Annotated in this window: 13 protein-coding genes and 2 pseudogenes; 6 read left to right on the top strand and 9 right to left on the bottom strand. The window is 43.0% G+C overall.

Annotated elements, in window-relative coordinates; translation table 11 throughout:
* Positions 1-7 precede the first annotated feature (7 nt).
* From FIS9605_RS0133060 to FIS9605_RS0133050, 3 genes are all read left to right on the top strand, one after another.
* Complete coding sequence (locus FIS9605_RS0133060) at positions 8-1,738, top strand: ABC transporter ATP-binding protein (protein ID WP_026736312.1); 1,731 nt, start codon at positions 8-10, stop codon at positions 1,736-1,738.
* Positions 1,739-1,874: 136 nt separating this feature from the next.
* Positions 1,875-2,654 carry an energy-coupling factor transporter transmembrane component T family protein gene (locus tag FIS9605_RS0133055; protein WP_026736311.1) on the top strand — a complete coding sequence of 260 codons (780 nt, stop codon included), beginning with the start codon at positions 1,875-1,877 and terminating at the stop codon, positions 2,652-2,654.
* Positions 2,606-3,646, top strand: coding sequence for a sodium:calcium antiporter (locus FIS9605_RS0133050; protein ID WP_231510576.1), 1,041 nt, complete (start codon positions 2,606-2,608; stop codon positions 3,644-3,646). The genes FIS9605_RS0133055 and FIS9605_RS0133050 overlap by 49 nt, the downstream gene beginning before the upstream one ends.
* Before the next feature lie 28 nt (positions 3,647-3,674).
* Here the strand turns inward: FIS9605_RS0133050 and FIS9605_RS0133045 are convergent, their stop codons facing one another.
* Together FIS9605_RS0133045 and FIS9605_RS41580 are read right to left on the bottom strand one after the other, a co-directional pair.
* Entirely contained in the window at positions 3,675-4,001 is a 327-nt protein-coding gene (locus FIS9605_RS0133045; protein WP_026736309.1) for a hypothetical protein, read from the bottom strand.
* Positions 3,961-4,272 (bottom strand): annotated as a pseudogene (locus FIS9605_RS41580) (transposase domain-containing protein); the annotation flags it as partial. The pseudogene FIS9605_RS41580 and the gene FIS9605_RS0133045, both read right to left, overlap by 41 nt.
* Before the next feature lie 631 nt (positions 4,273-4,903).
* Between FIS9605_RS41580 and FIS9605_RS39325 the strand changes: the two are divergent.
* The 3 genes and pseudogenes from FIS9605_RS39325 (at position 4,904) to FIS9605_RS45870 (ending at position 7,020) form a co-directional block, all read left to right on the top strand.
* Positions 4,904-5,830 (top strand): annotated as a pseudogene (locus tag FIS9605_RS39325) (DUF2382 domain-containing protein).
* Positions 5,831-5,916: 86 nt separating this feature from the next.
* Positions 5,917-6,192: a WGxxGxxG family protein gene (locus FIS9605_RS0133035; RefSeq protein ID WP_051470256.1), complete on the top strand. Its 276-nt coding sequence runs from the start codon at positions 5,917-5,919 to the stop codon at positions 6,190-6,192.
* A 369-nt stretch (positions 6,193-6,561) separates the two neighbouring features.
* The gene (locus FIS9605_RS45870) at positions 6,562-7,020 is read left to right on the top strand and encodes a hypothetical protein (protein WP_231510574.1); all 459 of its coding nucleotides are present in this window, start codon (positions 6,562-6,564) and stop codon (positions 7,018-7,020) included.
* A gap of 69 nt (positions 7,021-7,089) precedes the next feature.
* Here the strand turns inward: FIS9605_RS45870 and FIS9605_RS0133025 are convergent, their stop codons facing one another.
* From FIS9605_RS0133025 to FIS9605_RS0133000, 7 genes are all read right to left on the bottom strand, one after another.
* Positions 7,090-7,767, bottom strand: a complete 678-nt coding sequence (locus FIS9605_RS0133025) for a BON domain-containing protein (protein WP_026736307.1) — start codon at positions 7,765-7,767, stop codon at positions 7,090-7,092.
* 98 nt (positions 7,768-7,865) lie between these two features.
* Entirely contained in the window at positions 7,866-8,216 is a 351-nt protein-coding gene (locus tag FIS9605_RS0133020; RefSeq protein WP_026736306.1) for a hypothetical protein, read from the bottom strand.
* Positions 8,217-8,607: 391 nt separating this feature from the next.
* Entirely contained in the window at positions 8,608-9,336 is a 729-nt protein-coding gene (locus tag FIS9605_RS39315) for a hypothetical protein (RefSeq protein WP_231510573.1), read from the bottom strand.
* Positions 9,337-9,339: 3 nt separating this feature from the next.
* The gene (locus FIS9605_RS0133010; RefSeq protein ID WP_026736305.1) at positions 9,340-10,629 is read right to left on the bottom strand and encodes a DUF389 domain-containing protein; all 1,290 of its coding nucleotides are present in this window, start codon (positions 10,627-10,629) and stop codon (positions 9,340-9,342) included.
* Positions 10,630-10,797: 168 nt separating this feature from the next.
* Positions 10,798-10,932 (bottom strand): hypothetical protein, encoded by a 135-nt coding sequence (locus FIS9605_RS46370; protein WP_269321124.1) that lies wholly within the window; start codon positions 10,930-10,932, stop codon positions 10,798-10,800.
* Positions 10,933-10,953: 21 nt separating this feature from the next.
* Complete coding sequence (locus tag FIS9605_RS39310) at positions 10,954-11,427, bottom strand: hypothetical protein (protein ID WP_231510572.1); 474 nt, start codon at positions 11,425-11,427, stop codon at positions 10,954-10,956.
* Between the two features lie 62 nt (positions 11,428-11,489).
* Complete coding sequence (locus FIS9605_RS0133000; protein ID WP_026736304.1) at positions 11,490-12,824, bottom strand: fasciclin domain-containing protein; 1,335 nt, start codon at positions 12,822-12,824, stop codon at positions 11,490-11,492.
* Between the last annotated feature and the right edge of the window lie 291 nt (positions 12,825-13,115).

Genomic DNA, 13,115 nt, shown 5'->3' with positions numbered 1-13,115 from the left:
GTAAGGAATGTCGATAGTAAACGCAAAAAATTTCACATTTATCTATCCAGGAGCAGATGAAACTATCATTGATGGTATTTCCTTCGAGATGAAGCAGGGAGAGATTATTGGTATTATTGGGCCTCTTGGAGCTGGGAAGACAACCCTATGCATGGCGATCGCTGGATTTGCACCACGGATTACCGGCGGTGATTCCTCTGGTGAACTTGAAGTAGTCAACCATAATCCACTGGATACCTCTTCAGAAGAACACGATCGACAAGTCGGGATGGTGTTCGAGGACTATGAAGCCCAGCTGGTGCAAATAAAGGTACTCGATGAGGTGACAACACCTCTAATCGTCAACCGTGGTCTTTCCCAACAAGAAGCTGAGGAAAGAGCGCGCGAACTTGTGGAAAAGGTAGGACTGGGTACTGGTCAAAATATTGAGAAAAAGCGGATCTGGGAATTGTCTGGCGGTCAACAGCAAAGACTGGCGATCGCGGCTACTCTGGCGATAGATCCGCAGCTACTCATCCTTGATAACGTCATCGACAAGCTAGACCCCAGAGGCCAGGAGCAAGTACGTGTCATCGTCAATGAACTATGCCGCAAAAAGACACTGGTAGTTGTCGAGCAAGATATTAATTTCCTCGCTCAATGTGCCGACAGGCTTCTAGTTTTGGCTAACGGTAACATCATTGCCGAAGGAACTCCAGAAGAAATTTTTCGAGACAAAGACCTACTTTCACAGGCTGATGTTGAACTGCCGGTAAGTGTGCGTGTCGCCCATGCTTTGGGGCTTTCTGAGTCACCACTGACGCCTGAAGAGTTTAAGCAACTGGTAAATTTTGATTCGCAAGTTACTTCGTCCATAGGCAACGGAATAACCCGTCAGTCAGGTGAAGACTTCGGTGAGTCGGTTGTGTGCATAGAGGACGTAACGTACTGCTACTCAGGTGATAACAAAGCGATCGCAAACATGAACATCCAGATCCGTGCAGGCGAAATTCATGCGATCGTTGGTCATAATGGTGCAGGTAAAACAACAGTAGCTAAGCACATCGCCGGGTTGTTGAAACCGACCAAGGGTAAAGTCACGGTTTGCAATACAGACACGCGGGATAAAAGTGTTCCAGAACTAGCGTTGATGGTCGGAACCGTCCTTCAGAATCCAGATGAGCATATTAGTGAGCGAACAGTTAAGGATGAGATAGCTTTCCCGCTTAAGCAGCGTCAGCATAAAAATAATGGTTTGTTCTCACGGCAGAAACGCTACGACGACAACTATATCGAGGAAAAGGTATCCCAAATCTGCGAATTGGTGGGAATTGAGGAGAATTTGCTTGATTCCGATCCGACCCTACTACCACGCGGTCAGCGTAAACTCGTTACCATCGCCGCAGCACTCGTCGTAGACCCAAAGGTGCTTATTCTCGATGAACCCACAGTTGGTTTGGGTGCATCATCACGCCAAAAAATTGCCAAGTTGCTCTCACGTCTGACACAGAAAGGAAAAGCAGTGTTACTGGTCAGTAACAACGTTGATTTTGTTTGTGAAACTGCTGACACGGTAACGGTTTTAAACCAGGGAAGAGTAGTACTGCAAGGTTCAGTCAGGAACGTGTTCGCCCAGGATAATTGGGATCGGCTGCAAGAGTTGCACGTACATCTACCGCGCGTTGCTCAACTGGCTCAACACCTTGGCGTCGATGCGTTGACGTGTGAGGAACTTGTTTCAAAGCTTTGTTGTTCTTAGTACAGCTTTGCGTAAAATCGTAGCGTTTTTAAACGCAGAGGGGCGCAAAGGAAGCGCGGAGGTACGCAGAGTTTTCCTGAATTTTATTCGCTACAAATTTGTGAAATGTTGTTCTTAGCCAAAGGAGACTAATTAAGTGACTTCCTCTCGCGTACCTGTCCTTTACCAAGATAAAGACACGGTTATTCACCGCCGCGATCCGCGTGTGAAGATTGTGTTGTTCTTTTTGCTGTTTTTATACCTGTTTTTAGCCCCAAACTGGGAATGGCTGATGGTGGCAACTATTTTGGGACTGATCCTAGCTGCAATGTCGCGCACTCCCTGGAAGTGGATAGCTTTGCTATGGGCAATTCACATCCCGACCTTTATTACTCTAATTCTCGTTCCAGCAGGTGCTGATTTATTGGCAGGGGACTTTAGCAAAGCCTTGGAAGCAGCCACCGCCGAACTGCGTCTCGTATTGGCATGGACAGCCTCAATCATCATCAGCATTTCTTTACTTTCGACAATGGACGCGGATGAATTGACCAGAGGTTTGCGTTCTTTGCGTCTCCCTGGAGTGGTTGCCTTTGCTGTTGGATTGTCGTACCGACTACTATACACTACCCTCAGCGAAGCTTTCCGGATTGCTGATGCCATGAAGATGAAAGGTGTTGACTTAGATCCGAGGCACTTCTTCCGCTTCATCTGGAATTCGATGAAGATTTCTCTCCCGGTTTTGTTCGCGGTTCTTAGACGTGGTCCGACACTGATGTCAGCATTAGAGATGCGAGGGTTTTTGAGGGGACGTAATAGTGGATTAGGAAAGTTAGACCTTGGGGATGTAGTTTTTCTCCTCATTGGTCTTATAGTATTTGGTTTAGCTGTATGCGATCGCTTCGGCGTGCTGCCTTTTTCCCTTGCTTCTTTGATATGAAATTATTTTTCTGGGTGTTGGTTCTGGCTGCTGCTGCATGGGGGGCGCACTGGGGAGCAGACAAACTAGCTGAACCGCTCAAAAAAGTGCGACAACAATGGGGTTTATCAGAAGCCGCAGGCGCTGCTTTTATTGCTCTTGCCACTGCCAGCCCAGAAGTAGGTACTAACGTTGCCAGCGCTGTTCGCGGTTTGAAAGATATTGGACTGGGCAATTTACTCGGTTCAAATATTATTTCTGTGCCGGCAATTGTTACTGTTGCATACATAGCCTCTCGCAAACGTACCAAAAACTCTTCTGAGTCCAGTCGCCGCCGTCAACATTCAATGCAGGTTAAACCAGAGGCTTTATATGTACAAGCCTTGCCTTATCTAGCAATTATCGCATTGGCAGCCGTACTAACTCTTCCTCAGCCTTGGCGGGGACTCCAACCTATTGACGGTTGGATTATGTTTGCAGCTTACTTAGTTTATGTAGCACAAGCAATAATGCGCGATCGCCAGGATGGTCAAGTCGTACGATGGAATAAAAAAGAGATTATTGTTGCCATTTTAGGTGTTCTCTTGTTAGCTTTAGGTGCTTATTTAACAGTAACAGCAACAGAAAATATTGTTACTTTATTAGGAATTTCCAAGCTGATAGGTGGACTGTTCATCACGTCTAGCATGAGTATTGCACCAGAAATATTTGCTACCTGGAGTGTAGCGCGTAGCGGTCAAGTCACGGCTGCTACCACAAACGTCATTGCCGACAATACAGTTACCATGACACTGGCTTTCTTTCCACTGGCACTGGTAAATTTGCTTATAGACAACTTATTGATATTTTCCGTTAATTTAGCTTTTGTGGCATTGCTAGGGATAGTATATGCTGCCTTTATTTATTGGGGTTCTGACAAAAACAGTTTCCAGTTTTGGGAAGTACTCGCACTCAACGGAGTCTATTTTGCTTACCTAGCTGTGATGCTCTTTGGTGTTTTAAAAGTTTTCTAGAATTACTCCGGTTTATTTGTCCATCGCTTCAGAGCGTGACAGGCGATTCTACATAGATAGTTGGTTCTTGCATTTTAAATTTAATTCCATAATTGAGAAGATGCTTAGTAATTTTATTATTCGCTAATTCCAGCAATCGCTTTCTTAGTTGAATTGAGTTTTCACTTGAACCCAATATAAAAAACGTTACCCTAGCATGAGTTGTCTGGTTTTCAGAATCATCTGTTAAAGTAATGTTGGTACTGCCTGGATCAATTCCAAATAAGGAATTAGTACCTTCAGTAATAACTTGCTGCACCAAAGCTTTTTCTCGTTCTTCGCCTTGCTTCGGTGATTGATGATGGGCTTGGTACACGCCAATACTGCCCTAATTTTAGCCACTGCATTCTTAGCCCTTTAACCAGATTTTTTAAGACTGTTCGCATTGAATCCGATGACCATATACTCATCGCAATCACCATACAGACCACTAAGTGTGATGGCAGTTTCCGCTTGCGTATCTCTCTACTGTCTGTTTGCCCTAATACTTGCTCAATGGCTTCTGCTGGTATCGCTGTTTCTATCGCTTTTAGCACTTCTCCCGATTCTATTAAAAGTGATTCCAGCGAAAATTCTTTGAGTTGCATTAGCCGCGTGTGTTTTAAGTACAACTCTCAATCTACCTGTTTTTGGTCTTATACCAATTCAATATGAAGATGCATATAAAAACCCCACCCGCGCTAACGCGCACCTGCCCCTTATCCCCACAGAGTGGGGCCCCCCTTCCCCTTGGTAAGGGGAGGGTTGGGGAGGGGTAAAATTCTATACAACTTCACGAAGAATTGGTATTAACCGAAAAGTATTGGATACTGACCTTGCTTGGCTCTGCAATTTATAGTCGAGCTTAAAGCCTATTTCTTAAGTGGTACTTTTTATGAAATTTCCTAATTTCCACAAGTTTTCCACTTTTGCTAGCTAACTTAAACTTATATCTTCCACCTTTCAAGTGGAGCATCCATCTTTAGGTGTTCGTCTAGTTGAGTTAACTCCTGATATTGACAGGCAACCAACCAAAGTAAGATTGGTTTTAAGGTAAATCAAAATCGAAGAGCTTTAATAGTAGAAGTGGCTCCAAACTCTCCTGTGACGAGCCTTGTCCACCCTTGTGTGAGTAAAAATGATTTAGCTTGAATGCAAAAAGCTAATTGTATAGCTGAGCTTGACACTTGGAAGGTGCGATAGATATTAAGTTGACTAGAATACAGGAAGAATTGCAAAATGGTTCTTTACAAACTTGAGGAATTTGACTCAAACTACCAACACTCTTTTGGTGGTGATGACATCAAGAGTTATGATGTCTATTCAGATAGAGATAATGAAAAAGTCGGCACTATTAAAAATATATTAGTTGACGAGTCAGGTCATTTTCGGTATTTGGTCATTGATACTGGTTTTTGGATCTTCGGAAAACAAGTATTACTACCAGTAGGCCGTACCCGAATTGATCAAGGCGATCGCCGCGTTTATGCCGTAGGGTTCACCAAAGAGCAAGCAGAAGATTTGCCTGAATTCAGCGAAGACTTGAGAATTGATTACGATTATGAAGAGCGAGTGCGGGAAGTTTATCGCACTGAACCTTTAGAGGCATCAACACCTTTAGAGGCATCGGCTCCTTTAGATGCACCTGTAGCACCCACACCTTACAAAGCTCCTCAAACAGAGGCTACTCCGGTTGCAGCTAGAAACGTTGATTATGATCGCAATGCATACACCTACCAACAAGAACCGGCTCTGTACGAGATGAATGAGCGGGATCATCAAACGCTCAAACTGTACGAAGAACGGCTGGTTGCTAATAAAACCCGCCATAAGGCTGGAGAAGTAACAATTGGTAAACACGTTGAAACAGAAACAGAACGAGTTTCAGTACCAGTATAAAAAGAGCGAGTCGTGATTGAGCGAGTGACTCCAGAAAACACTGGCAAACCTGTTTCTCCTGGGGAAGCTACTTTCCGCTCTGGAGAAGTCGCACATATGGATATCTACGAAGAGAAGCCTGATATTCATAAAGAAGCCGTCGTGCGTGAAGAAGTCAGAATCAAGAAACAAGTAGAGCAAGAAATAGTTAGTTCACAAGAACAGGTTCGTCGAGAAGAGCTAGATGTGGATACCGAAGGTCGTCCGATTGTAGATAAAAATAGGTGACGAATTCTTAAATCACACATTCTGTAGTTTTAGGTAAGTGCGATTTGGCTTCGATATTACTTCACAAATGATAGGGAAATTTAACCATGCTACGTGCTAATTTTTTCAAAATGATTGGAGTTGCCACTCTCACATTTTCCACGGCAATTATGCCCTTAACTCTTCCTGCTACGGCTCAAGTTGAACCTGGAGTTGTAGAACCATATGAGCAGATAGGAATTTATGAAGATGATGATTTCGATTGGGGTTGGCTGGGATTAATTGGTTTGGTTGGTTTATTTGGTTTGGCTGGAAAAAGCCGTCGCCAAGAGCCTACTGCTTATCGTGAACCTAGTACAGTCCGTGTTGACTATAGAGATTAGCGCTTCTTCATTATTCTAGAAATTGACTCTTGGGATGTTTCCATAGTTTGGAAACAATACTGCAAGTTTTAAATATGTCAATAACCAAAAGAAAGCCTTAGTTCAGCTAAGGCTTTCAGTTCTAAATAGGAGGTTTACACAAGGTTTAAAACAAATCAATCACAATGTTATGAAAAAATCATTCACTTAAGTTTAATTAGCATTTTAATAGCATTAAATATAGTAGGTTTTGAGGGTTTAAAGCTTCAATCATTTTATGCTAAAACCTGTAATTGGGCAGACATTAATTGTCATTCGTATATCAAGGAGCTTACTGAAGAAGCATGGGGTCAGGCAGGTGCAATAGCATATCCAGCAGCAGATCGATGGATGCGTACTAGCAATGCTACTAGTCAATACTTAGACAAGACACAGAAGCGATATTTGCGAACCTATTTTGGAGATTTAGTTGACCGTGTTGCAATCGTCTATAATGCTCAATTGATGGATGATTGGTTGTATGCTGATTTCAAAATAGATATTGGTCAGGTTGATTCTATTGCTCAAACCTATTGCAAACGTATTTATGTTAAAGATTCATACAAACTGGATGATTTTTATCAGCTTAAACTGTTAGCTCATGAGCTTACACACTCTAGGCAGTGTGAGCAATTAGGTGGGGCAGATAAGTTTGGATACTATTATTTTAGAGAGTTTAAAAAGGCTGGTCAGAGGTACGAAAAGAATAAACTGGAAAAAGAGGCTAATGAATATGAAGCACAATTTGCAGGGTGGCTTTCTAATCAACTGGCGAACAATCAAGGCAGTATTGAAGCAAGGATAAATTGATAATTCTGGTCTTGGAAATCAATCGTAGAAAAACCAATTAACAATATACTCTGTTTAAGGTTAGAGTGTCTATTCAATTATCTGTCGAATCACAAGCTTATCTACTACCATAATGACTCCTGTGGTACAGGAAACTATGTTATGCACTGCTCGCCACGCTGCCCAATTAGAAACAAAACCTGTCAGGGAAACTCTACCATTCTCTACTATTACGTTTACATCCCCAGTTTCTACATCCATGTTGTTTTCCAAGGCATTCCCAATACATTTTGCAATCTCCTCATCTTGAGCTTCCTTAGTAGGTACAACCGCTAGTTCATTAACAACATCAATAACCCCAGCGATCCCGTAGGCAATTTTTTGTGCCTGAAATTTCTTCCAAAAAGCATCTACTATGCCTTGGAGAATTAGAAAACCCCCAATAACGCTGACATTAATCTTACTAGCATCAATTTCAGGATTCTCAGTCAGAGCATTCGTCACATTTGATGCGATTTCTTCATCTGTAGGGAGAGTAGTCATCGGTGGATAATGCACCTGTAGTTGATTATCTATCTCAATTTTTCCTGCAACTTCTTTCACATCGTCCTCGGCGATACGTTTTGCTCTGTAGTTTGACACTTTACCTTTGAGGGTTATTTTGCCATTCTTAACTATTACATTAACTTCAGCTGCGTTCACACGCTTGTCCCACCAAAGTTTATCCATGACTATAGTTTTAAGTTTCTCCTCTGTCGTTACAGTCATAAATACACCTGTTTATTGTTTTCTGTACAGCAATAGTAATAGCATTGACTCTGCGATCGCTCATTGTGAGTGACATCAACTCTAGTTTCAACGAGGCTCTAGATCAGACCAAAAACTAAGTAGATTCCGACAGCCTTACCCATTGCAACTATCCGCTGACAAGTAGATTCAAATAGGGATTTAAGCTCTTTATCTCCTATTAAATCATTACTATTTTTGAATACTACAGCAATATGAGGTATTGGTTCAGCGGCTATACTGTTGTAGTTGTCAATATTTAAAACCTTTACACTTTTAAGCATTGTGTAGCGTTTATTTAATTCATCTTCTAGCAGACAAACAGCCAACAGATCTGAATTTATATCTTGGAAATTTGGACGCCACAACCAAGGAGCATCTTTCCCAAACTTTGGAAAAGAATTGCAATTATTCTGGATAATTTTTACCATGAGAGCATTTATCCTGAAGCTAAAACTTTGACAGAAAAACTATGTTTCTGCCTATTAAGTGTGTAACAACTAGCAACTGGTGAAAAACAGTATTGAGGTTAATTTGATAAACCTCAGTAAAATTACTCAACTGCTTCTAATTTGTTAAATATATCTATAAAAAGTGGAAAACTGGTGGATTATTGAGTAATACAGCCAAAATACTTATGTTGTAAAACTGGTGTTAGTCCCAGATTTACGAATGCCTGCGGCACAGCTACGCCAAACGCCTTTTATTGAACAACCATAGCAGTAATGCACCAAAGCCAAAAATATTCACTACTGACAACACCAGCCCTCCCAGTACCGGAATCAAACCGATTAAAGTTAAAATCAGCACACCAATGAGAAATTATTGCATGGGCGATCGCTCCGCAGAAGTGGAAGCTCTTTGCCCAACCCAAAGAGTAACTCCAAGAGTTCCAAGTATAACTGTAACGGCAACTACTAAACCAACTAGGGGTAATAACGGTATTCCAATTAAGCTTACTGCTAGTAAAATGACAGCAAACAATCCACCTAAACCCCATAACACACTTTGTAGGGGATATTGATTAATAGTCGCTGCCAAGTTGAGCAAAAAATTTGGTCGCCAAACTAAGATTAAAACACCAATAATAGTTCCGATCAGTACGTTGAAAAGATGAAAAGCGCTATTTAATAGATAGCGAACGGTAAAGCTCCTAGTTCCCCTCGTCCTACCATACATCCCCCATCTACCATTCTCTAAGACTGTGCCTGAAGCACCGCCAATAGTAGCTCCCGGTTCTATGATAATTTCTCCTCCCACTGCGTAAGCATCACCATCAACACGAGCACCCTTTTCTAAAATCACGTCTCCGTCAACAGCGATCGCAGTTTGGGTAACTCTTGCTCCTTCTTGAATCATCACATCACCGCCGATCGCGTGGACATTTTCCACAACCTGTTTAGGAGGCACGATCGCATCATCCCCAAACCGGATGATATTATTGTTATTGATGTTGACATCAGTTTGTGCTAGAGCAGTTGTTGAGATCAAAATCACGCTCGCAGCTGCTACCAATGCCAAAATCAATAAGTTTATTTTTATACTTTTCATATCTCATCCCTCACTTTGCCGTGGAGCCTCAAGCACGCTAACATCAACCAGAGGTGTCACATTAAAGCCTTGTTGCAGTAGATGAGTTTGTATCGCTTGAGTCAGACTGGAGCGAATTTCCTCGGAGGGTCTAGTGATACCTGCTCGACGTTGAACGTAAACCACACCAAGCAATGTATTCTGACCTTTGATATTGGCACGGGTAAAGCGAACATTCGCCTCTACCAGTTCAACCAAACGATTTTCATTAACCACATTGGCAATTTCTGCATTAGCTCTTTGAGCAAGAGAGGAGCGTTGCAAATTTGGGGGATTGACAAACTGCCAAGTTAGCAAGCCAGCCAATACTGCCACAGTGAACGCCAACGCCACAGGAAACACCCAAGGTTTACCCCTTGTATAACGTGCCCCTCGTGCAGACAAACCAAACAGCCGGAACAACAACGCCGCCGTTAAATTAATTCCTGCCAATTGCAGAAACAGGAGAAACAAGGCATCAATCACTAAATCCCACCTACCCATCGCACCTGCCATACCGACAATTCCGGCTGGTGGAGCCAAAGAAGCAGCAACCAGCATTCCGGTTGCTGCTCCAGATACCAAACTACTGCGATCTGATTGAACCAGGTTTAACGCTCCCGCCGCCCCAGCTGCCAAAGGCAATAATACAGCTACCGAGGAAACTTGGCTGCGGTCAATCATCAGGCTAGTGGCAATATCCTGCCGTAAAATTAAACTCAAAGCTCCTGCAACTGCGATTGTCACCGCCAATGCCGCAAAATAACGTACTATACTACGCCAGAGGAGTTGGCGATCGCCTCTTGCGGTTGCAATTGCGACATTCATTGCCGGGCCTGCAAATGGCGCAATCAGCATCGCTGCTACCAGCAGATAACTTGTGTTTGTATACAAGCCAATCCAGACGACAAAACCCGAAGAAGCTGCATACCCCAGAAAACCCCGCCAAGAGCCAACACTTTGCAGACCACCGAGAAAAATCTCTATCGGGCTGCGTTCTTCCACATTCACTACTTGCTGGGGTACTTCCTTCACTGGAGGGTGCAGAGTTATAACTCCCGTTGGTAGCAGCGTGATGTTTACATTAGGTAAGTCTTCGAGTTTTGCAAACAGTTCCTCTACTTGTCGATTGGACACGTAAATCAGCACCAAGTCACTAAATTCCTCACTGCCTTTTGCCTCCAACTGAGCAAGATTCACCCCCTGAAGAGACTGAGCAATGTCAAGAACCTCTTTTCCCTGTCCGCGCGGTACTTGGACAATCAGTTGACGCATAATATCCTCCTATCGCTAACCCGGAATTGCATTACAGGAGAGTTTTGTCTCTAGCTGGGGGAATAATTTTTAAAGTTTGCTCAACAGTTTGTTTTTGGGTTATGGGAATCAGAAATCTATAATTTTCCACCAAAAGGGAAAAACTTTTTATCCCAAATGATTAGGTTGTTACAATCCAGTGAAGTTGTAGCCAACTCCTATCATCAGTCCCACATCCGTTTCATCTAAAAACGCCGCATTCACCCCTGCTGTTGCCGTGAAGTTGTCGTTTAAAGGCACATCTAAACCACCAGATAACAGCAAGCCAACTTCTGCATCATCGCGCTATTCAATCGCTACACCCGCTCCGACATATGGTGCTAGAGAGAATGTTTCTTCAAAGGCGTCCGCTGTCCGAAAGTTAAAGTCATAAGTGAGAGGAACCAGAACAACAGGGTCGTCTGCGATCGCCACAGACGGTCGTACAGATATGGTACGTGTCAGCCCAATTTTGCTAATCACCATGAAGCTACCTTCACTTAGAGCTGAGTCACCACCTAGACCAACGTTACCAGCAATTCCGATATAGCTGGAGCCACCACGAGTAGCTTGACCTGGATCAACATCTACTTGCGCCACCTCAGCGGCAGAGGTTTTAGAAGCAGGCTTTGCTGGTTTAGGAATCAAATCAGCAGCAGTAGTTGAAATTGTACCGGGAGTCGGTACAGTTTGTGCTTGTGCAGATAATCCACTTACTCGCATTGCAATAATGGAGAAAATCAGCGACGCAGAAAGTCGCTGTAACCAAATACTATTCATAGACAAACTCCCAACATGAAGAAATAAGGTGTTGCCAAGCAATCCAACCAAACACAGTGCAGTTACTTCTCTAACTGACTCAGGTTGATGTCAGGTGGTATTAAAACTTCATTAATCGCATGGATAACGCCGTTACTTGCTTGGATATTCGGCTGAGTCACACTGGCATCGTTCACCGCGATTTGTTGATTAGTACCAGGATTAATTTGAATATTGACAGGTCTTTCGGCGAGCGTTTTCAATTCTCCACGCTTGAGTTCATTGCTAGTGAGTTCACCAGACACCACATGGTATCTCAATATCCTAGCCAGCGTTTCTCGATTCTCAGGTTGTAACAATTGATTCAGAGTCTCTTTAGGTAAAGCAGCAAACGCTTCATCGGTTGGAGCGAAAACTGTATAAGGGCCTTTGCCTTTGAGAGTGTCTGCTAAACCTGCTGTTTTCAATGCAGAACTCAATGTTGTAAAGTTCAATGTAGACAGAGCATAAATGTCACCAGGCTCTGTTGTGGAAGTCGTTGAAGTGGTTGTGTTAGTTGAATCACGAGTATCTGAGGTAGCTGTAGTTGTTGAAGTGGTTGTGCTAGTGGAACCACGATTATCTGAGGTAGATGTAGTCGTGGAAGTGGTTTGGCTGACCGCATTATTGCGACCCACAATATAATTAGTAGCCGCAACATTGTTAGCAAGTGGTTCTAGTTTTCCTTGCCGTACCAAGGCTTGATACAAAAGTGCTGCTGCTTCCGCACGGGTGAGATTTTGGAGCGGATTGAGAGTTCGTATATTTGGGTAGTTGACCACAATATTTGCTTGTGTGGCAGCCGCTATAGGATTGATGGCATAGGCAGGTATCCATCCAGCATCTTGGTAGTAACCTCTAAGAATCTCTGCCGGCGTACCATCAGCAGATAAACGCAAACCATTTGCTAAAGCAGTTATCGCTTGCGCTCTGGGAATGGGTTGCTCTGGGAGAAACAATGTGCCGCCGTAGCCTACCATAAATCCTGTTTGAAAGGCTTCTTCTATTTCAGAAGCCGCCCAGTAATCATCAGGAACATCTCTAAATCCAGGTTCAGCTAACTGTCGAACTTGCTCCTGCTCAAAAGCTTTGGCAATCATTGCAGCAAATTCTGCACGTTCTACAGGCTGCTGTGGTCTAAAAGTCCCATTGGGAAAGCCTGTAATGATGTTTCTCTGAGCTAGAGCTTGAATAAATGGTCGTGCCCAAAAATCATCTGCAACATCAGAAAAGTTGACCTCTGCACCAGGACTTGGAGATGGAGAAGTCGTTTGAGCAACGGCGGGAGCAGAAATCACTACAGGAGCGATCGCACTGACTGTCATAGTAACAGAGAGTAAAGCAGCGCTACCTGATGACCAACGTAAGAACCTAAACATTGAAAATATCCTCCAAATGTGGGGTTAGATTTTAGACAGGTTTACCCAAGAAAAAGTAAAAAGATAATTTGAAAACAACAAACGTAGAAACTCAGCAAAAGCAAATAACCTCTGAGTTTTCCCAACTTAATGAGAAGAAATAGGCATTACACAATCAAAAAATGATTTAATGCTGTATTTTTCTTTCTAAATCATTTCAAATGTGCAACACCTAAAAGTTAGTTAAACAAGGATGTTGAGGTTAAGTTGTTGAACGCTAGTTCAGTTATTGAACTGCTTCTAGTTTGAAGA

The sequence above is a fragment of the Fischerella sp. PCC 9605 genome, assembly GCF_000517105.1.
In the GTDB taxonomy this organism is placed as follows: Bacteria; Cyanobacteriota; Cyanobacteriia; order Cyanobacteriales; family Nostocaceae; genus PCC9605.
This window is presented reverse-complemented; position numbering and strand designations above follow the sequence as displayed.